Annotated in this window: 22 protein-coding genes and 1 pseudogene; 14 read left to right on the top strand and 9 right to left on the bottom strand. The window is 61.8% G+C overall.

What is annotated here, in order from left to right; translation table 11 throughout:
* Positions 1–28: 28 nt before the first annotated feature.
* Positions 29–1,099 carry a helix-turn-helix domain-containing protein gene (locus C4N04_RS25190; protein WP_106797338.1) on the bottom strand — a complete coding sequence of 357 codons (1,071 nt, stop codon included), beginning with the start codon at positions 1,097–1,099 and terminating at the stop codon, positions 29–31.
* 180 nt (positions 1,100–1,279) lie between these two features.
* Between C4N04_RS25190 and C4N04_RS25185 the strand changes: the two genes are divergently transcribed.
* From C4N04_RS25185 to C4N04_RS25170, 4 genes are all read left to right on the top strand, one after another.
* Positions 1,280–2,356 carry a class I SAM-dependent methyltransferase gene (locus C4N04_RS25185; protein ID WP_106797300.1) on the top strand — a complete coding sequence of 359 codons (1,077 nt, stop codon included), beginning with the start codon at positions 1,280–1,282 and terminating at the stop codon, positions 2,354–2,356.
* Between the two features lie 248 nt (positions 2,357–2,604).
* Positions 2,605–2,871, top strand: a complete 267-nt coding sequence (locus C4N04_RS25180; RefSeq protein ID WP_096763962.1) for a DUF2277 domain-containing protein — start codon at positions 2,605–2,607, stop codon at positions 2,869–2,871.
* A 380-nt stretch (positions 2,872–3,251) separates the two neighbouring features.
* Positions 3,252–3,659: a GFA family protein gene (locus tag C4N04_RS25175; RefSeq protein ID WP_106797299.1), complete on the top strand. Its 408-nt coding sequence runs from the start codon at positions 3,252–3,254 to the stop codon at positions 3,657–3,659.
* 179 nt (positions 3,660–3,838) lie between these two features.
* Positions 3,839–4,096, top strand: coding sequence for a GlsB/YeaQ/YmgE family stress response membrane protein (locus C4N04_RS25170; RefSeq protein ID WP_009986535.1), 258 nt, complete (start codon positions 3,839–3,841; stop codon positions 4,094–4,096).
* Between the two features lie 184 nt (positions 4,097–4,280).
* Here the strand turns inward: C4N04_RS25170 and C4N04_RS25165 are convergent, their stop codons facing one another.
* Positions 4,281–4,652 (bottom strand): helix-turn-helix domain-containing protein, encoded by a 372-nt coding sequence (locus C4N04_RS25165; RefSeq protein WP_106797337.1) that lies wholly within the window; start codon positions 4,650–4,652, stop codon positions 4,281–4,283.
* Between the two features lie 106 nt (positions 4,653–4,758).
* Here C4N04_RS25165 and C4N04_RS25160 point away from each other — a divergent pair, with 106 nt between their 5' ends.
* Entirely contained in the window at positions 4,759–5,505 is a 747-nt protein-coding gene (locus C4N04_RS25160; RefSeq protein WP_038687527.1) for a glucose 1-dehydrogenase, read from the top strand.
* 275 nt (positions 5,506–5,780) lie between these two features.
* Positions 5,781–6,140: a VOC family protein gene (locus C4N04_RS25155; RefSeq protein WP_106797336.1), complete on the top strand. Its 360-nt coding sequence runs from the start codon at positions 5,781–5,783 to the stop codon at positions 6,138–6,140.
* A 48-nt stretch (positions 6,141–6,188) separates the two neighbouring features.
* On the opposite strand, the pseudogene C4N04_RS32260 reads toward C4N04_RS25155, so the two are convergent.
* Positions 6,189–6,263 (bottom strand): annotated as a pseudogene (locus C4N04_RS32260) (glutathione S-transferase family protein); the annotation flags it as partial.
* A gap of 141 nt (positions 6,264–6,404) precedes the next feature.
* On the opposite strand from C4N04_RS32260, the gene C4N04_RS25145 reads away from it, so the two are divergent.
* Positions 6,405–6,749, top strand: coding sequence for an antibiotic biosynthesis monooxygenase (locus tag C4N04_RS25145; protein ID WP_096770809.1), 345 nt, complete (start codon positions 6,405–6,407; stop codon positions 6,747–6,749).
* Between the two features lie 36 nt (positions 6,750–6,785).
* On the opposite strand, the gene C4N04_RS25140 is transcribed toward C4N04_RS25145, so the two are convergent.
* From C4N04_RS25140 to C4N04_RS25125, 4 genes are all read right to left on the bottom strand, one after another.
* Entirely contained in the window at positions 6,786–7,598 is an 813-nt protein-coding gene (locus tag C4N04_RS25140) for an alpha/beta hydrolase (protein ID WP_106797335.1), read from the bottom strand.
* 172 nt (positions 7,599–7,770) lie between these two features.
* A complete protein-coding gene (locus tag C4N04_RS25135; protein WP_199852500.1) occupies positions 7,771–8,391 on the bottom strand; it encodes a glutathione S-transferase family protein in 621 nt (206 codons plus the stop codon).
* Positions 8,384–8,869, bottom strand: a complete 486-nt coding sequence (locus C4N04_RS25130; protein ID WP_106797297.1) for an SRPBCC domain-containing protein — start codon at positions 8,867–8,869, stop codon at positions 8,384–8,386. The genes C4N04_RS25135 and C4N04_RS25130 overlap by 8 nt, the downstream gene beginning before the upstream one ends.
* On the bottom strand, positions 8,862–9,194 hold the full coding sequence (locus C4N04_RS25125; RefSeq protein WP_009986347.1) for a metalloregulator ArsR/SmtB family transcription factor: 333 nt from the start codon (positions 9,192–9,194) through the stop codon (positions 8,862–8,864). The genes C4N04_RS25130 and C4N04_RS25125 overlap by 8 nt, the downstream gene beginning before the upstream one ends.
* 168 nt (positions 9,195–9,362) lie before the next feature.
* Between C4N04_RS25125 and C4N04_RS25120 the strand changes: the two genes are divergently transcribed.
* Both C4N04_RS25120 and C4N04_RS25115 read left to right on the top strand, forming a co-directional pair.
* Positions 9,363–9,725, top strand: a complete 363-nt coding sequence (locus tag C4N04_RS25120) for a hypothetical protein (RefSeq protein WP_086156144.1) — start codon at positions 9,363–9,365, stop codon at positions 9,723–9,725.
* A 44-nt stretch (positions 9,726–9,769) separates the two neighbouring features.
* On the top strand, positions 9,770–9,994 hold the full coding sequence (locus tag C4N04_RS25115) for a hypothetical protein (protein ID WP_086156145.1): 225 nt from the start codon (positions 9,770–9,772) through the stop codon (positions 9,992–9,994).
* Between the two features lie 340 nt (positions 9,995–10,334).
* Here C4N04_RS25115 and C4N04_RS32255 read toward each other — a convergent pair whose 3' ends face one another.
* Positions 10,335–10,574 carry an NUDIX domain-containing protein gene (locus C4N04_RS32255; RefSeq protein WP_245425658.1) on the bottom strand — a complete coding sequence of 80 codons (240 nt, stop codon included), beginning with the start codon at positions 10,572–10,574 and terminating at the stop codon, positions 10,335–10,337.
* Between the two features lie 172 nt (positions 10,575–10,746).
* Here C4N04_RS32255 and C4N04_RS25105 point away from each other — a divergent pair, with 172 nt between their 5' ends.
* The 4 genes from C4N04_RS25105 to C4N04_RS25090 all read left to right on the top strand — a co-directional run bounded on the left by C4N04_RS25105 (position 10,747) and on the right by C4N04_RS25090 (position 13,689).
* Positions 10,747–11,643 carry an alpha/beta fold hydrolase gene (locus tag C4N04_RS25105; RefSeq protein ID WP_086156146.1) on the top strand — a complete coding sequence of 299 codons (897 nt, stop codon included), beginning with the start codon at positions 10,747–10,749 and terminating at the stop codon, positions 11,641–11,643.
* A gap of 89 nt (positions 11,644–11,732) precedes the next feature.
* Complete coding sequence (gene aac(3), locus C4N04_RS25100; RefSeq protein ID WP_106797296.1) at positions 11,733–12,548, top strand: aminoglycoside 3-N-acetyltransferase; 816 nt, start codon at positions 11,733–11,735, stop codon at positions 12,546–12,548.
* Between the two features lie 119 nt (positions 12,549–12,667).
* Entirely contained in the window at positions 12,668–13,009 is a 342-nt protein-coding gene (locus tag C4N04_RS25095) for a hypothetical protein (RefSeq protein WP_039618494.1), read from the top strand.
* 146 nt (positions 13,010–13,155) lie between these two features.
* Positions 13,156–13,689 carry a YidB family protein gene (locus C4N04_RS25090; protein ID WP_096763972.1) on the top strand — a complete coding sequence of 178 codons (534 nt, stop codon included), beginning with the start codon at positions 13,156–13,158 and terminating at the stop codon, positions 13,687–13,689.
* Positions 13,690–14,472: 783 nt separating this feature from the next.
* Here the strand turns inward: C4N04_RS25090 and C4N04_RS25085 are convergent.
* The gene (locus tag C4N04_RS25085; protein ID WP_183739156.1) at positions 14,473–15,318 is read right to left on the bottom strand and encodes a dienelactone hydrolase family protein; all 846 of its coding nucleotides are present in this window, start codon (positions 15,316–15,318) and stop codon (positions 14,473–14,475) included.
* A gap of 1,061 nt (positions 15,319–16,379) precedes the next feature.
* On the opposite strand from C4N04_RS25085, the gene C4N04_RS25080 reads away from it, so the two are divergent.
* A complete protein-coding gene (locus C4N04_RS25080; RefSeq protein WP_004678143.1) occupies positions 16,380–16,616 on the top strand; it encodes a hypothetical protein in 237 nt (78 codons plus the stop codon).
* Positions 16,617–16,624: the final 8 nt, after the last annotated feature.

Here is a 16,624-nt window from a genome sequence, read left to right as displayed (position 1 = left end):
GGCGCTGGGAAGCGACGGAAGGGCCGCATCAGCCGTGCTGCTGCGATGACGGCCGCTTGGCATACGCCGGCACCTGGAACCGGCGACGATAATTCCCCGGAGCCAAGCCGGTTATCCTCCTGAACAAGCGTCGAAAGAAGGCGGGCTCCTCGTAGCCGACCTGCCAGCTTATCTCGTCGACGGAAGCTTCGGTTCGCTCCAGCCGCCGCTTCGCCTCCTCGATCCGCAGCCGTTGGACATAGGCGATCGGGCTCATGCCGGTCGCCCGGGTGAACCGCCGCTTGAAGGTCCGTTCCGTCAGCCCCGCCTGCCTGACCATCTCCTCCAGCGGATTGGCGACCGAAAAATGCGCGGCAAGCCAGTCCTGTGCAGTCTGGATCGCCTGGTCGCCGTGGTCGCGCCGCCCCTCGAACACCATGTAGGGAGCCAGCCCGTCCTGGTGCCATTGCAGCGCAAAATAGCGCGCCACCGTCTGCGCCGCCGTCGCCCCGGCATGGCGGGCGATCAGGTAGAGCACGAGATCGTGCCATGTCATCGAGGCGCCTGATGTAATCAACTCGTCCCGCTGGCCGGCGACCACCAGCACCTGCTCCGGATGGATCGTGACCTCAGGATAGGCGTCGCGGAACGTCTTGCTATAGCCGAAATGGACGGTGGCAGCGGCGCCATCGAAGACGCCGGTCTCGGCAAGCAGGAAGATGCCCGAACAGGCCGAGCAGATCAGCGCCCCCTTCACGTGCATGCTCCGGCACCATTCCACCAGTTCAGGATAGCGGCGCTTCACCCAGCCTTCCGGCCCGAGCACGACCGACGGCACGATGACGATGTCGGTCCGTTCGATGTCTGCGACCGGCCGTTGCACCACCAGCGGCACGCGGCTGGCGAGCGTCAGCGGGCCGGCCCTTTCGCCGACGATCTCGACGTGGAAAGGAGGCGTCTTCGTAATGCCGTCCTCCGGCGGGACGATGGAAAAGGCGTTCATCACATCAAAGATGCCGCTCAGCGTCGAGACTGCCGCCTCCGGCAGCGCCACCAGGCTGACATGGAGCGGCTGCGGCCCCGGCGCCCGCTCCGCCTCCTGCTGCGTTCCCGTCATCATCGGTTCCCCCTTGGCAGCAATGATAACCCCGGAGCGCAGCGGGGGCCACTGCGGACGCGACAGCTTGCTGGCGTGGCGCAAATGGCCCGATCATGGCCGGCACCGCTCTGCCGCTCATGCTCCCGGTCTGCGATCCTTCCCTGGACCTCAAACGGAGGTTTGCAGACAGGGAGAAACATCATGGATACAATGCAAAGCAGGACCATCGACAGTGCCAAGCTCGACACGCTGGTCGGCCGCGTCGTCAGCGATCTTTCCGCCGGCTATGGCGGGGTCATGGTCAGCCTCGGCCACCGCCTCGGTCTCTACAAGGCAATGGCCGATCGCGGTCCGCTCACCTCTCGCGAGATCGCCACCCGCGCCCGCTGCGCCGAACGATATGTGCGCGAATGGCTGAATTCGCAGGTGACCGGCGGCTATGTCACCTATCATGCCGTCAGCGGCACCTATGAGTTGACGCCGGAACAGGCTTTCGTGCTGGCGAACGAGGACAGCCCCGTCTTCATCCCGAATGCCTGGGCAACGCCGGCTTCCATGTGGGCCGACGAGGAAAAGGCGGTCGAGGCCTTCCGCACCGGCGCCGGCATCCCTTGGGGTGACCATGATGGCCGGCTCTTCTGCGGCGTCGCTTCCTTCTACCGCAACGCCTACCGCGCCAGCCTGGTGCCGGAATGGCTGCCGGCGCTCGACGGCGTGGTGGAGAAGCTGAAGGCAGGCGCGCTGGTCGCCGATGTCGGCTGCGGCCACGGCCATTCGACGGTGCTGATGGCGCAGGCCTTCCCGACGTCGAAATTTCACGGCTTCGACACGCACGAAAAGTCGGTCGACGAGGCACGCAGGGTGGCGGGCGAGGCGGGCGTTTCCAATCGCGCGAGCTTTTCGACCGCACGGGCGGAGACCTATCCGGGGACGGGCTATGACCTCATCTGCTTCTTCGACTGCCTGCACGACATGGGCAATCCGGTGGCAGCCGCCACGCATGCGGCCAAGGCCCTTGCCAAGGACGGCACGGTGATGCTGGTCGAGCCCTTCGCCAACGACCGGGTGGAGGACAACATCTCGCCTGTCGGCCGGCTCTATTACGCCGCTTCGACGACGATCTGCTGCGCCCATGCGATTTCCGACGGCGGTCACATCGTGCTCGGCGCCCAGGCCGGCGAGGCAAGGCTCAAGGACGTCTTCCGCAAGGCGGGCTTCACCCGCTTCCGCAAGGCCATGCAAACGCCCTTCAACCTGATCCTCGAAGCCCGCCTCTGACGAGACCGGCGCTGAGGGCGCCGGACTTCCACCCACCCTCCGTCGTCGTCGTCGATTGCGGCCGTGGATCCCAGGCTCAAGGCCTGGGATGATGACCGAGGGTGGGGGTGCTGTTGCTGCCATACTTCGGCTGCCGCGTGTTTGTCGAGTGAGTTGCTGACGACCAGACTGTTTGTCATTTCCGCTCGCGCGACTAGTTTAGGGGAAGCAATCCTCCCGAATGGGAGGGAGACGACCGGGAGCAAGTCATGTGCCGAAATATCAAGCCTCTCTTCAATTTCGATCCGCCGGCGACGGATGAGGAGATCCATGATGCCGCATTGCAGTTCGTGCGCAAGCTGAGCGGAACCAACAAGCCTTCGAAACGCAATGAGGCCGCGTTCGAGCATGCGGTCAATTCGATCGCGAAATGCGCCCACGAGCTGCTGCATTCGCTGGAGACTTCGCAGCCGCCTCGCGACCGCGCCGAAGTCGCGGCGAAGGCGCGTGCGCGATCAGCAATGCGCTTTGCATGAAGGCCCGAGGGGAGGCAGCAGAGAATTCGCGTGATCTGACGCGATGTCGCCTCAGCCGCCTTCATGCAATCCCGCATCCATCCGCCACGCCGGCAGCAGGCATGGCACCAACCGCCCCCGTCTCCGTCATCCCAGGCCTTGAGCGGCCTTGAGCCTGGGATCCAAGGCCGCAATCGATGAGACCGGCATGGGTCCTCGGGTCAAGCCATAACGAAGGGTGGGGTGAGCTGTGGCGCGGCACCGCGGCGTGTCACCGGGCTCTATTCACCGAGTGATCTTTGTCCCGGCCGTCTCGCTTTCGGCAAGGCGGAAATTTATGCTGCAACCTGTCGACCCCGCAGCCGTGAGGTCGACAAGTGTTTGTCAGCCCGAGGATCGACATGCCCATCTTTCAAGCCAAGTGTCCCTGCGGCGCCCTTTCCCTGGAGGTCGATGGCGACCCCTTGCACAACCACATCTGCACCTGCACCCGTTGTCAGCGTGCATCCGGCAGCGCGCTGTCACACAATGTCTGGTTCCGCGAGGGGGATGTCCGGATCGTCTCCGGCGACTATTCGACCTGGTTTCCGCAAGGCGAAAGCACGCCCGATGTGATGAAAGCCTTCTGTCGGATCTGCGGCGGCGGTGGATTCTCGAAATCCGGAGATTATTTTCCCGGCTCCGTCATCATCGCCGGCGGCACATTCGCCGATCCGACCTTTCCCGCCCCGGATCATGTCCACTGGTGGAACAACCGTCCGCAATGGATCGGCCTCGCCGAGGCGATCGAGCGTCATGGGGAGGGTTGAACTTATCCGGGAGACGCTTGAATTGCGTCCGAGAAGCCACGGCGTCGGCACGCACCGCCTTGGGGGCGGGGGCTTACGGAACCAACTCGCCTCGCTGAAGGTTATAGTCTTGTCGCTTGGCCATCGTCGCTCGATCTGCGGGACAGCCGGCGCTCAATTATTCACAATGGGGAAATCCTATGGAAAATGAAGGTATCGGCTGGATTGCCGCAATCATCATCGGCGGCATCGCCGGCTGGCTCGCCGAGATGTTCATGAAGAGCAACATGGGCGTGCTGATGAACGTTCTTCTCGGTATTGTCGGCGCCATCGTCGCCAACTTTATCCTGTCGCTCTTCGGCGTCGCCCTTGGCGGATGGCTGGGTTATCTGATCGCGGGCTTCATCGGCGCCTGCATCCTGATCGCTATTGCAAGAATGATCAGACGTCCGGCCTGACGAAACAGGAGGCGCCGCCAAACCGGCCGCCTTCTTCACGCACTCCTGCCGCCCGCGAGCGTGGCTTGAGGCATCTTGTGTTCAATTCGCCCGGCGAACCATGACGTTTGCCGGGCGTTTAAGGGCAGGGGCGGATCTCCGTCTCATCGGTCAGGCGTAAAGCCTCGGCCAATACCGCTTCGGCTCATTGCCTGTCGCGGCTTTGTTCCCCCGACATCGTCTCCAACTGCCCGGGAAACTGCCCGTAAGCCACCAGAATGGACCTGATCAGCCCCGGGAAGCGTTGGTCGAGTTCGGCGCAGCGGGTCTGGTTGCGCATCTCCACCCCCTGGCGCTCGCTGCGGATCAGGCCGGAGTCACGCAGCACTTTGAAATGGTTCGACAGCGACGATTTTGGGATGATGCGGTCGCCGAGGTCGGCAAGCGCCGAGCAGGTGCCGCCGCAGCCGGCGGTGGCAAGTTTTGCAAAGATGGCGACGCGCTCGGGATCGGACAGCGCATAGAGGATCGCCTCCGGCCGTATGTCCTCCAGGGCTGGGTGAAAGAGCGGTCTCATGAATTTCATATAGCGCCCCTTGACATCAAGATCAACAGTTCCGAATTTCTGAACTATGGAACAAGCCGCCACTCCCGGCGGCAGTCCAGATCAGAAGGAATCGAATATGGCGAAGCTCACGGGTAAAGTCGCAGTGGTTACGGGCGCCTCCAAGGGGATCGGCGCCGCCATCGCCAAGGCGCTGGCGGCCGAAGGGGCGAAAGTCGTGGTGAATTACGCCTCGAGCAAGGCGGGAGCCGATGCGGTGGTCGAAGCGATCGGCGCGGCCGGCGGCAAGGCGATTGCGGTTCAGGGCGATGTTTCCAAGGCCGAACAGGCCCAGGGCGTGGTCGATGCCGCCGTCAGGGAATTCGGCAAGCTCGACGTCTTGGTCAACAATTCCGGCGTCTACGAATTCGCCTCGATCGAGGAAGTGACCGAGGAACATTATCGCCGCATCTTCGACGTCAACGTGCTCGGCGTTCTCCTGACCACCCAGGCGGCGGTCAAGCACCTCGGTGAGGGCGGCAGCGTCATCAACATCTCCTCGGTCGTCACCAGCATGGCGCCGCCCGCTTCCGCCGTCTATACCGGCACCAAGGGCGCCGTCGAGGGCATCAACAGCGTGCTCGCCAAGGAACTCGGCCCGCGCAAGATCCGCGTCAACGCCATCCTGCCGGGCATGGTCGAGACCGAGGGCACGCACACGGCCGGCGTCATCGGCTCGGATCTCGAGCAGACCGTCGTCGCCCAGACGCCGCTTGCCCGCATCGGCCAGCCGGACGATATCGCCGGCGTCGCCGTCTTCCTCGCGTCCGACGATGCCCGCTGGCTGACCGGCGAACGGCTGGCCGCCAGCGGCGGCTTCCGTTGAAGGCATTTCCGTTCTCTTCGGATCACAGAGTCGGGTGTTTAGGCCGGGGTCGGCCTGAAACCTCGATCCTGTTCTGAATAAAAGAGTAAGAGCATGATGTCGTCAGAAGCCGCTCACGCTTATCGGCATCATGCTCTCGCAGTGCTCGCGGTTGTAAGCGCCCCGGCCGTGATGATCGCATTGGCGATACTGCAAACTCAATGCCCGTCCTAATTGACAGGTTGCACGCGCGCCCGAGCGATTGCATTGTGCTGTTGCAAGGTGAGGTGAATTCTATGCCAAAGGCCGTTGGAATCGGCGGTGTGTTCTTTAGGGCGGCGAACCCGGCTGGCCTGGCGGAATGGTATCAAAAGCATCTCGGTATTGACGACCTGCACAAATCGGTATGGCAGCAGGAGGCCGGGATGACGATTTTTGGTCCGTTTTCGAAGGACACCGATTATTTCGGTCGCGCGGAACAACAATGGATGGTCAATTTCCGCGTTGATGATCTCGATGGGCTTATGGCCAGCCTAACGGCAAGTGGGATCGCGGTGGAAACTCGGGATGAGTGGAACTCGGAGGTAGGCCGCTTTGCCCGCATTCACGATCCCGAGGGCAATCCAGTCGAGCTGTGGGAGCCGGCGCAGGGTTGATGGCGAATGGCCGCTGCTCGTTGGCCGCTCCCGATGATTCACGCGCCTTTAGGCTGGGAAAGGGTTTCGCCACGCATCCAGTTCTTCAAGCCGTCCGTACCACCTTCGAATATGCCGGAACTCGGTGGTCAGGCTTCCCACCGAACAACGGCCTCCTCGGCTGTGGCCATGGATTCCAGGATCAGCGCCCGTATGAACGTTGCGGGATTGACCGCCCGGCGGATGGTTGCAAAGATCTCTGTCTGTCCGCAACGAGAGGTTGGCATGTCTATCGCGACCTTACCTGCACCGCCCTATTACGTCGTCTGCTTCTCATCGCAACGAACGGAGGTCGAAGACGGCTATGGTGACGTCGGCGCTGCGATGGTGGAACTGGCGCAGCAGCAGCCCGGATTTCTGGGTTTCGAAAGCGCCCGCCGTGCCGACGGATTCGGCATCATCAACTCTTATTGGCGGGACGAGGAAAGCATCCGGGCATGGAAAGCGGTCGTCGATCACGTTGAAGCGCAACGCCGGGGCCGGGCAGACTGGTATGAGCGTTATGAAATCCGTGTCGGGCTGGTTCAACGCGCCTATGGGTTCGAAGCCGAAGCCGGCAAACTGGGATGATCTTCGCCCCCGCATCTTGCGCCGTCGGTGAGGGGTTCAAGGCTGGTTTGCTTTCAGCGCTTCCACGAAACGGATGACGTCACCGACCATGTTATCGTTGAAGATGTCGTTGTGACCCGCACCGTCATAGATCACCATCTGCTTGGGCTCGGGTGCGAGGCGGTACAGCGCCTCGCCTGAAGAAAGCGGGATGCTGTCATCGAGCCGGCCGTGCAGGAACAACTTCGGTTGTCTGACTTTGCCAATGTTGAGGTCCGAGCGGAAGGGATCCTTGAGAAGAGCCCCGACCGGGAGGAACCGATAACGCGTCTGCGCAACCGACAGAACCGACAGGTACGGAGACACAAGAATGACCCCCGCAGCCGGCCTGTTCGCGGCCGTATTGACGGCAACGCCGGTGCCGAGTGACCGGCCGAGCACAACGATGCCGCTTCCGGCCTGTGCCGAAAGCCAGTCGAAGGCGGCGATGCCGTCTGTCAGCAGCCCCTGTTCGCTGGGTGAGCCGGTCGACCCGGGATAGCCGCGATAGGAAATCGCCAGCAGTCCGATCTTCCGCGCGGCCAGTGCCTGCGCGAGAAACGCGTAATTGTCGACGCGGTCACCGTTTCCGAAAAAGAGCAGCACGCTGGGCTTGTCGCTGTCGCCCTGGCTGTACAGTCCATGAAGCATCTCGCCGTCGGGCGTCTTGACGTGGACCGTCTCGCCCCAGCTCGCGGGCTGCGGAAGAGGTGCGGCACCGGCGCCGGGATAAAGCAGCGACCGCTGGGAAAAGAAGACCAGGGCCACGACCGCCATGTAGGCGATAGCCGCCATCAGCGGCAAGATCAGCAAGTACCTTGTAGCGCTCACGAAGAATGGACCCACTGTTTGGCAATGCCCGGAACGTTTCGCAGCAACCGCGGCCCGTTGCGGCGTGGTGTGCTCAGCGTAGCGGCAATATTCGCACGAAGCCTTCCGATGGAGAAGAGGTCGAGACACCTAACGCCTTCAGGCTCGTAAAAGGCCCTGCGCCTATGGCCTCTCAGGCTGGGAAAGGGTTTCGCCAGGCATCCAGTTCTTCAAGCCGTTCGTACCACCTTTGAATATGCCGGAACTCGGCAAGCGGAATATCGGCAGCGGCTGCATAAGGAAGTGCAGCGGCCAGTGCGAAATCCGCAACGGTCAGCGTCTTGCCGACGGCGACGCTATTGGTGGCCAAATGATCGTCGAGCACGCGACCATGCAGCCGAAAACTCGCCTTCGCATCGTCGATCAAGGCTGAGTCAGGCTTCCCGCCGAACAACGGCTTGATCAGGGTTTCAAACCACAGCGTTGCCCCGTGCAGGGTGAAATGACTGGCATCCCAGCTCAACCAGCGCAGCACGTCGATCTGCCGGTGGTCATGCGGCCAGAAATCCGATGCGACTGTGTCAGACAGCCTGCACATGATGGCGTTGGCTTCCCATAAGGTTCCGGCATCATCCTGCAGCACCGGGACTTTCCCGTTCGGGTTAAGCGCCAGGAATTCTGCGCTGCGCTGTTCTCCGCCTGCGAGGTCAACCCTGACGAATTCGACGTCGGCCTGCAGAAATCGAGCGGCGGCGCAGGCCTTGCGGGGATTGAGAGTCTCGCAATAATAGAGCTTCATCGCCGCCTTACGCATGGTTCCGCCCTTCGGATTCAGTCCCGACAAAAGAGCTCAATCGCTCGAAACTTTCCGACCAGCCGGTTTCATGACCCGCAAGGGAGGATGCGCTTTCGAACCCACTTTGGCGAAAGGTCATTTCCGTGCCTCCGTTGCTTTCCCTGAAGGTGATGGTGACGAGTGTTTCGGGACTGGTTTGCCCGGTTCCGCGCTCCCAGGCATGGGTGAAGACAAGCCTGTGCGGCGGCTCGACCTCCAGGTATTTTCCGCCGACCCAATGCTCTTCTCCATCCGGTGCAATCAGGCAGGCGCGGTGTCTGCCGCCGGGCCAGGCTTCAAGTCTGTCGCCCACCGCCTTGAAACCGTGAGGACCACACCATTGCACCAGGGCTTCCGGGTCGGTCCATGCCCTGAAAACGAGATTGCATGGGGCATTAAACCTTCGCACAAGAACCAGGTCGCGGCTGTTGTCGGTGGCTGTTTCCGGATTAGTCATTTTCGTATCCTTGTACCTTGGACAGATAGTCATCGAGGCGATCGAAGCTCTGATCCCAGAAGCGTCTGTAATCGCCCATCCAATCGGCAATCGTCTTCAACGCTGCCGGTTCGAGGACGCGGGGACGCGAATTCGCTTCACGGCCGGAGCGGATCAATCCGGCTTGTTCCAGGACCTTGAGATGTTTTGATATGGCAGGCTGAGACAACTCGAAGGGATCAGCGAGTTCGGCCACCGTCGCCTTGCCCGTCGCAAGCCGCGCGAGAATGGCTCGCCTTGTGGGATCGGAGAGTGCCGAGAAAATCGCGTCGAGCCTGTCGTCCATACATCACCATATAGCTATATAGCCAAATGGATATATTCTATGCAGCGAAATGTCAAAAGCTATTTGCGTGCGTTTCAGCCGAAGCGACGGAATTTCGATTGCGACTTCATCTCAGGCAGGAACTTGAGGGGAGTTACCGACGTTTCCCCCGCTCGAAAGGAGCCCGTCATGGCCAAAATGAAAATCCCGAAGAAGATTGGCGGATACAAGATCCCGAAGACAATCCGAAAGAATTCCATTCTCAAGGGCATGCTCGCCAACAAGGCGGGACGTGATGTTCTCGCCAGCGCCCTGGTTGCTGGTGCGGGCGCGGCGGCGGCTGTCCTTGTCGAAGAGCGCGAGGAGATCGCGGATACTGCAAAGACTGCCGGGCGCAAAGGCGCCAACACGCTGGGCTTGATCGGAGAAGCATTCCAACGTGCATCGGACGCAGCAATCGATGTCGTGCGCGATGCAGCCGGCGATATGCTGCCGAAAAAATCCAAGAAACTCGCAGATCAAAACCCTCGGAAGGGCGTCGCCGTTCACTAGCGACCGCGCCGCCCCGGAAGAAGAAGCGCCGGCTGGAAGCCTTGATGCGCGATCGTGCCGACGACGGAGTGCTGGAGCAGGCCAAAGCGGCCGCTACAGCAAAAATGATCGGGAAACTGCTGCGTAAGCACCCGCTGATCGCCGCCGAACTGGTTGCTTCGGGGGCGGCGAGAGGGCTTGCGGTTGGAGTCAGCGAAGCCGGCAAACGGATCTTGGGTGGTGACGCCACCAAAGAGAACGGGAGCGTGGATGAAGGAGAGGAATCTTAAAGGACGAGGCGAGGCGATACTCAAGACGCTAGCGTGCAGAAGCGCGATCGGGCTTTAAGCTGGCAAGTCGATCGGCAGCTCTCACAAATGCGCTTCTCTCGGCAGGCGCCCGGATTAAGCAAGATACTGTTTCCTCGGGTGCGACCGGAGGCGGTGAAGCACATCCCTCAGCCCCGGCTCATGGACGTGGCGGGCGGCCTCCGCCAGAGACACCCATTTGCGCCGCCGTTCCGCGCTCTCGGGGAAATCGTCGTCGATCTCGGAAACTTCCAAAGCGTGAACCGTGACATGATACGGCAAGCTGCGGCCGGGTTTGCGGTAGGTGAACGTACCCAGGACCTCATCGCTTGTGACCTCGCACCCCTGCCTCTTCGTAGCTCTCGCGCGCTGCCGCTTTTGAGCTCGTCTCGCCGATGTCGATATTGCCTTTCGGAATGCCCCACCTGACGCCGCTCCGGTTGCTCAACAACAGGACCTCACGTCCGTTCTTGGTTTTCCGGACGCATAGAGCTGCCGCTTGGGCATGTCCGTGCAGCAGGAGCCGAATACCACCAGCTGCGATATGGATAAGGCGATCCATCGCGGTTCCCTCCTATACGCCAAACTAACCAGCGCGGATGAAACCGGTTCCATCGCCGCGCACAGTGTCCCGAGCCCTGCGGTGATGTCCCGGCGACGGCGTAAATCATACATTATCAGTCGCTTGCGCTCTCGCCGCCGGAACTTTTGCCGGCCTGTCGGGTTTGCTTCGCATGTTGAAGAAGCACCCCATCCAGCCCAGACTCGGGACGATCGACGTCATCGATAACCAACAGGTTCATTTCCTTGAAAGCGGTCCACCAGACGGAAGCCCGGTTGTTGTTCTGCATGGCTGTGGCAGTCTGGCGCAAGAGGTGCTGCTTCCTCTCGAAAACAGCAAACACCGGCTGATTGCCGTCGATCGTCCCGGCTACGGCTTGAGTTCCCCGCTGCCGCCACCGCAACGGGGTCCGCTCGGGCAGTCTTTCTGGCTTGAGCGCTTTCTCGAGACCGCAGCGGTCGGGCCCGTAACGATCGTCGCCCATTCGATCGGCAGTGCCTCGGCCCTTCATCTGGCTGCCCGCCGACCTGAGCTCATAAAAGCACTCCTGTTGATCTCGCCTTGCTGCAGTCCGCTTCCTCCGAAGCCCTTGATCCTGCTGCGCGCCGCGGTTGCCCCCTTGATCGGGCCGCCGATCCGCCGCCACATCATGCCCCGCTGGGCATCCTTCTTTCTCCGGCACGGGCTTCGGTCATCCTCATTCCCCAATGCTCTTCCCGCCCATCTGAACCTGTTGCCTGCCGGCCATATGATTCGGGCAAGCGCTATTGAGACGATGGCCGACGAGCTGCGGGTTTTCAACCGGGACATGGCTCTGCTGGCAGGCGAGCCCGAGCAGCTTCCTATCCATGTGCTCTTCGGCTCGCAAGACCTCATCGTCGATCCGAACCGGCACATCGCTTGGCTTCGGCAAAGATATCCCGGCCTTCTTGTGAAACGCCTTGAAGGCGTCGGCCATATGCCGCATCACGTGGCCCCGGCCGTGGTGTTGCGGATGCTGAACGCGATCATCGAAGAGCGTTCTCCCTTATCGGCGGTCGATCCTCCGCGATTGACGGACGTCGCGTGAACCCTGGAGATCGGCCGCAGTTGCACCGAGGATCGTCGCCTTTCCTGGGAAGTATTGACTCCCGCAGGCGGCGCCATGATCCTTGGCTGATGACCGTCCCGCATTTTCACACACGCCTTTCGCTCGGCAAGGATCTCCAAGAGCTCGGCCTGCGCGCGGGCGACATGGTCATGGTGCATGCCGCAATCAGCACGGTCGGGCGGCTGCTCAGCGGTCCCGACGTGCTGATCGATGCGTTGCGCGATGCGGTGGGGCCTTCGGGCACGATCGTCGCCTATACCGACTGGAACGGCGCCTATGACGAATTGCTCGACTGTGATGGACGCGTTCCCGAGGAATGGCGCGCCCATATCGCGCCCTTCGATCCGGCTCTCTCCAGGGCCATCCGCGACAATGGCGTCTTCCCCGAATTCCTGCGCACGACGCCGGGGGCGCGACGCTGCGGCAATCCGGGCGCCTCGGTCGCGGCAATCGGCGCCAGGGCCGAGTGGCTGACCGCCGACCATCCGCTCGACTACGGCTACGGGGAGGCGTCTCCGCTCGCCAAACTGGTGGAGGCGGGCGGCAAGGTCCTCATGGTCGGCGCCCCGCTCGACACGATGACCCTTCTCCACCATGCCGAGCATCTCACACGAATTCCGGGCAAGCGCCTGCGCCGATATGAGGCGCCCTTCGCCACGCCGGCGGGCGTGGTTTGGCGCATGCTGGAGGAATTCGACACCAGCGAGCCGGTCCTGGACGGGCTCGAAAGCGATTATTTCGCCCGGATCGTCACCGAATTCCTTGCCGGCGGGCAGGGTGCGCAAGGCCCGATTGGCGAAGCGCCGTCGGTTCTGGTCGATGCGGCGTCGATCTGCAGCTTCGCCGTCGCCTGGCTGGAGCAGCATGTTCAGCCGGAGAACTGAGCCGCGCGATCCGGGCATTCGCAAACTTTCGCTTACCGCCCCGGCTTCTCCTGCCGACGGAACAAAATCCCGGCGGCGATGTTGGTATGGCGATAAGCAAAAGACCATGGGAGGAATCCATGCACAAGTCTCTGCAGTTCATACTGATCGGCCTGGCCGCCATGAGCGGCTTGACGATCGCGCCGACCATTGCCGCCGCGCAGGATTTGGAATTGCGCCTCGGCCCCGGCGGGGTTGGCGTTTACGACCGGGACCGCGACCGCGACCGTTACGACCGCTACGACCGCCGCCGGCCGCGCGGCTGCGATCCCGATGACGCGCTCGACATTGCCCGCAGCGAAGGCCTTCGCCGCGCCCAGATCGTCCGCATGTCGCCGCGCAGCATCGTCGTCCAGGGAATGACGCGCCGCGGGCCGGAACGGATGGTCTTCGCCAACCGGCGCGGCTGCCCGGAAATCTGACCGGCGCCTGAGCGCCAGATGCACGGCCGCACCTCCGCAATGAATGCGGCCAGGTGGACGGTTTGGTGGCTGCCGACGCTGTTTGAGGGCGCCTGCGGTCTTGCATGAAAAGCTGAACTGCTTCGAACAACGATGGAGGATTCATCATGATGAGCGGTCAATTGAAGGCGCTTCTCGCCGTGCTTGCCGTTGCCGGCTACCAGAACAGGGACAAGATCGGCGAGCTCCTGCGCGGTCTCCAGAACCCGCAGCAACCAGGGCCCGGAGGCCAGCAGTCGGGCGGGCTTGGAGGTATGCTCGGCAAGCTTGGCGGCTCCGGCGGCTTGGGCGGCCTTCTCGGCGGGCTCACCTCCGGCGGCATCGTCAGCGGTGGTCTCGGCGATCTCCTGAAGACGTTTCAGCAGAACGGCCACGGCGACAAGATGGAATCCTGGGTGCGCCCCGGCCAGAATGCCGACATCAATGACGGCGAACTTGCCGAAGCGCTCGGCCCGGATGTCTTGAACGAGATCGCCAGGAATACTGGCCTGTCGCATGAGGAGATTCTCGGCCGACTGCGCCGCGATCTGCCCAAGGCCGTCGACGATCTGACGCCGCAAGGGAAGGTGCCGAGCGAAGAGGAGGCGTTCCTGTCTTCGGCGAGCCAGGCGACAAGTTCCGGGCGGCCGAGCGGCGTCTAGGCGCTTTCAGGCCGTGCCGCGGGCATCGCTGAAACGCCCTTGCGAAATCGCCCCAGCCTCTTCAGGTTTGAACCGCAGTGATCGCCTCGCACTCCGTCTTCCTCGGGCTTGACCTGAGGACGCAAGCACGTCTCCACCGTCGCTGGGAATGGATCCCAGGCTCAAGGCCTGGGATGACGGAGGGTGGGGTGGCGTGGGTGCCAGACACGGCCGGGATGCGGACATGACCTAGAACCGTCGGGAAGATTCGGGCTGACCTCGGCGAGGGCGTGTTTTCGCTCAGGCGTCACTGAATTTGCCGCAAAGGTCGCCCCACGCTCCGTCCTCCTCGGGCTTGACCCAGTGCTTGACCCGAGGATCCAAGCACGTCTCCACCGCCGCAGGGCATGGATCCCGGGCTCAAGCCACTGCTGTCCGGTTTAGCAAAAACGGTTGCAGAGGATTCTGAGACTCGCAGTAGATGTGCCGCTTTACTGTTTTGACTCGTTATTTTCGCGACAAGACGAATGATGGCGAGACTTGGCATCCGCGTCAGAGAAAGTTCCGAGGCGGAAATTGTGCAAAAAATTCGAGTTTTGCCTGCATCACGCACTATAAAGTCGATGCCAATTTCCCAATAACCATTTGTTTTATAAGGATTTAAAAATGGAAAATTTAAACCGGACAGCAGTGGGCTCAAGCTTGGGATGACGGAGGGTGGGGTGGGCGTGGTTGCCAGTCACGGCGGAGACGGGAGATGACCTCGAGCAATCGGCCCTGATCTGCCCGAATACGCCAAGAGTTCTACTTTCCCAGATGCTTGCGAAGAAACGTGTACACCGCGCGGATGGATTTTCCTGCGGCGTCGCGATCGTATTTTTCGATATGGCCCAAGACCCGCTTTCCCATCACGAATTCCGGGGCGTCGAAACCGTGATACGTGCCCTTGTAGATGTTGAGCTCGATCGGCGGGCCATCGCCGCTCAGACGGGCGAGCCTCTTCTGGCATCGTTCGGGCCGGCTCCAATTATCCCGTTCGCCAATCAAAATCAGGCTCGGCACCGTCGCATCGCCGCGGTCTGCGTCACAGGCGGGATAATAGGCAATCGCCGCCCGGAACTTGCGTTCGACGAGTTGCTCGAATCCTCCGGTTTTTGTTGCATCCAGCGTTGTGGTGCCGCCGGCCGAAAAGCCCATCAAGGCGACGCGCTCCACATCGACGAAGCCTGATTGCGACAGGAAATTCAAGGCGCCATAGGCGTCGAAGGCGCGATCGGGGACATGGCTTCGACAGGGATCCTTGACGTTGCGGGTGGTGAAGCTGTCGACAACAAGCACGGCATAGCCCCATGAGACCAGCCGCTTCGGCCAAAGCTCCCTGACGCTCGAACGCAAGTGATCGCATCCATGCATGACGACGATTGCCGGGAAGGGACCATCGCCCGGAGGCCGAGACAAATATCCGAGCAGCGGCGTGCCTTGCGGCTGCGGGAGGATTTCCCCCAGTTCCCGGGCTTTGCGGATTCGAAACGGGCTCAGCTTAACCGGCACGCTTTCGAACCGCACCAATTCCTCGGCATCAGCCGGGTTCTCAGGCGCGGTGACGCCAAGAAAAGTGACGAAGCACAGAAAAAGTCTCGCGGTTTTCACAGGCTCCTCCACCCGTGTTATCGACGGCCTGCTGCTAATATAATCCTCGATGACCGTGGATGGTATTGCTTGCTGTCCTGGGACAAACGTTGGTCAACAGGAGCGGGCATGGATCCCAGGCTCAAGGCCTGGGATGACGGAGGGTGGGGCTGGTGTTTGAGCAAATCCGCGAGCGGAGCAGCGGGTGAAATTCTGGCGTCCACCTGGTCGAGAAGGGCTGGATTTTACACTAGCGCGAGATCGACAATCAGCGCTTGATCACCCCCCGGCCGATCATTTACCAATACCGTAAATCCAAGCTCGAAAATTGAATGCAGAGATGATGTCGGCGATTACGTCGATACCGCTCTTTGATCGTATGCGCCCTTAGAAGGCTTTCCCGCCATCTTTGCAGAGCAGGTTTGCCGCAGAGTCCACCCCTTGCTCCGTCATCCCAGGGCTTGACCCTGGGATCCACACCAGATCGATGGGGACCCGGCATGGCTCCCAGACTCAAGGCCTGGGATGACGGAGGGTGGGGTGGCGTTTTGCCAATCCGCAGCCGGAGCGGCGTGGTATTCGGGGCGTCCGCTTGGTCGAGCAGGCTCGATTTTACACTTGTGCGACACCCGCAATCTTTAGCTTGATCACCCCCCGGCCGATCATTTACCAATACCGTAAATCCAAGCTGCGAAGACTGAATCCAGAGGTGATGTCGGCGATTACGTCGATACCGTTCTTTGATCGTATGCGCCCTTCGTAGGCTTCCCGCGCAGGTTTGCCGAGAGTCCACTCCTTGCTCCGTCATCCCAGGGCTTGACCCTGGGATCCACACCAGTTCGATGGGGACCCGGCATGGATCCCAGGCTCAAGGCCTGGGATGACGGAGGGTGGTAAGGGCGCTTTGCCAAAGTCGCGCCAAACCCGCACTTGATTGCGCCGGCGTGATTACAAATGGCGCGAGATCTTACTCCGTTTCCCTCGCGCCTGGCGGGACGGGGTCGGCGAGAGGCCGGTTTGCCAAACTTGCTCGTGCAGCGTGCTGCCACCCACATCGAAGACCCCTCACAAGGAGAACTGCAATGGACGCCTCGATTGCTCCGGCCTCGCGGGCAGCGGTGGTCACGCCGAATGACAGTGCGATTGTCGGCGCGCGTGCGCTTTATATCGGCACGGCCGGCGATGTGGCGATCGCGCCGCGCCGCGACGTGGATCCGGTCATTTTCAAGAGCGTGCCGGCCGGGACGATCCTTCCCGTGCATGCCGCGATCGTGGCGCTGACCGGGACGACGGCGTCGAATATCGTCGCACTGTTCTGAGCGTTCAG

Origin of the sequence: Rhizobium sp. H4 (genome assembly GCF_003013335.1) — a bacterium.
In the GTDB taxonomy this organism is placed as follows: domain Bacteria; phylum Pseudomonadota; class Alphaproteobacteria; order Rhizobiales; family Rhizobiaceae; genus Rhizobium; species Rhizobium sophoriradicis.
The sequence above is the reverse complement of the archived record's forward strand: the minus strand, read 5'-3'. Positions and strand labels throughout refer to the sequence as shown.

Bases quoted from the DNA above. Each gene is read 5' to 3' on its own strand.
- C4N04_RS25170 (WP_009986535.1), top strand. From the start codon at position 3,839: ATGGAAAATGAAGGTATCGGCTGGATTGCCGCAATCATCATCGGCGGC.
- C4N04_RS25190 (WP_106797338.1), bottom strand. From the start codon at position 1,099: ATGATGACGGGAACGCAGCAGGAGGCGGAGCGGGCGCCGGGGCCGCAG.
- C4N04_RS25160 (WP_038687527.1), top strand. From the start codon at position 4,759: ATGGCGAAGCTCACGGGTAAAGTCGCAGTGGTTACGGGCGCCTCCAAG.
- C4N04_RS25125 (WP_009986347.1), bottom strand. From the start codon at position 9,194: ATGGACGACAGGCTCGACGCGATTTTCTCGGCACTCTCCGATCCCACA.
- C4N04_RS25080 (WP_004678143.1), top strand. From the start codon at position 16,380: ATGGACGCCTCGATTGCTCCGGCCTCGCGGGCAGCGGTGGTCACGCCG.
- C4N04_RS25180 (WP_096763962.1), top strand. From the start codon at position 2,605: ATGTGCCGAAATATCAAGCCTCTCTTCAATTTCGATCCGCCGGCGACG.
- C4N04_RS25165 (WP_106797337.1), bottom strand. From the start codon at position 4,652: ATGAGACCGCTCTTTCACCCAGCCCTGGAGGACATACGGCCGGAGGCG.
- C4N04_RS25090 (WP_096763972.1), top strand. From the start codon at position 13,156: ATGATGAGCGGTCAATTGAAGGCGCTTCTCGCCGTGCTTGCCGTTGCC.
- C4N04_RS25185 (WP_106797300.1), top strand. From the start codon at position 1,280: ATGGATACAATGCAAAGCAGGACCATCGACAGTGCCAAGCTCGACACG.
- C4N04_RS32255 (WP_245425658.1), bottom strand. From the start codon at position 10,574: ATGGATCGCCTTATCCATATCGCAGCTGGTGGTATTCGGCTCCTGCTG.
- C4N04_RS25155 (WP_106797336.1), top strand. From the start codon at position 5,781: ATGCCAAAGGCCGTTGGAATCGGCGGTGTGTTCTTTAGGGCGGCGAAC.
- C4N04_RS25095 (WP_039618494.1), top strand. From the start codon at position 12,668: ATGCACAAGTCTCTGCAGTTCATACTGATCGGCCTGGCCGCCATGAGC.
- C4N04_RS25135 (WP_199852500.1), bottom strand. From the start codon at position 8,391: ATGCGTAAGGCGGCGATGAAGCTCTATTATTGCGAGACTCTCAATCCC.
- C4N04_RS25130 (WP_106797297.1), bottom strand. From the start codon at position 8,869: ATGACTAATCCGGAAACAGCCACCGACAACAGCCGCGACCTGGTTCTT.
- C4N04_RS25145 (WP_096770809.1), top strand. From the start codon at position 6,405: ATGTCTATCGCGACCTTACCTGCACCGCCCTATTACGTCGTCTGCTTC.
- C4N04_RS25105 (WP_086156146.1), top strand. From the start codon at position 10,747: ATGTTGAAGAAGCACCCCATCCAGCCCAGACTCGGGACGATCGACGTC.
- C4N04_RS25120 (WP_086156144.1), top strand. From the start codon at position 9,363: ATGGCCAAAATGAAAATCCCGAAGAAGATTGGCGGATACAAGATCCCG.
- C4N04_RS25115 (WP_086156145.1), top strand. From the start codon at position 9,770: ATGCGCGATCGTGCCGACGACGGAGTGCTGGAGCAGGCCAAAGCGGCC.
- C4N04_RS25175 (WP_106797299.1), top strand. From the start codon at position 3,252: ATGCCCATCTTTCAAGCCAAGTGTCCCTGCGGCGCCCTTTCCCTGGAG.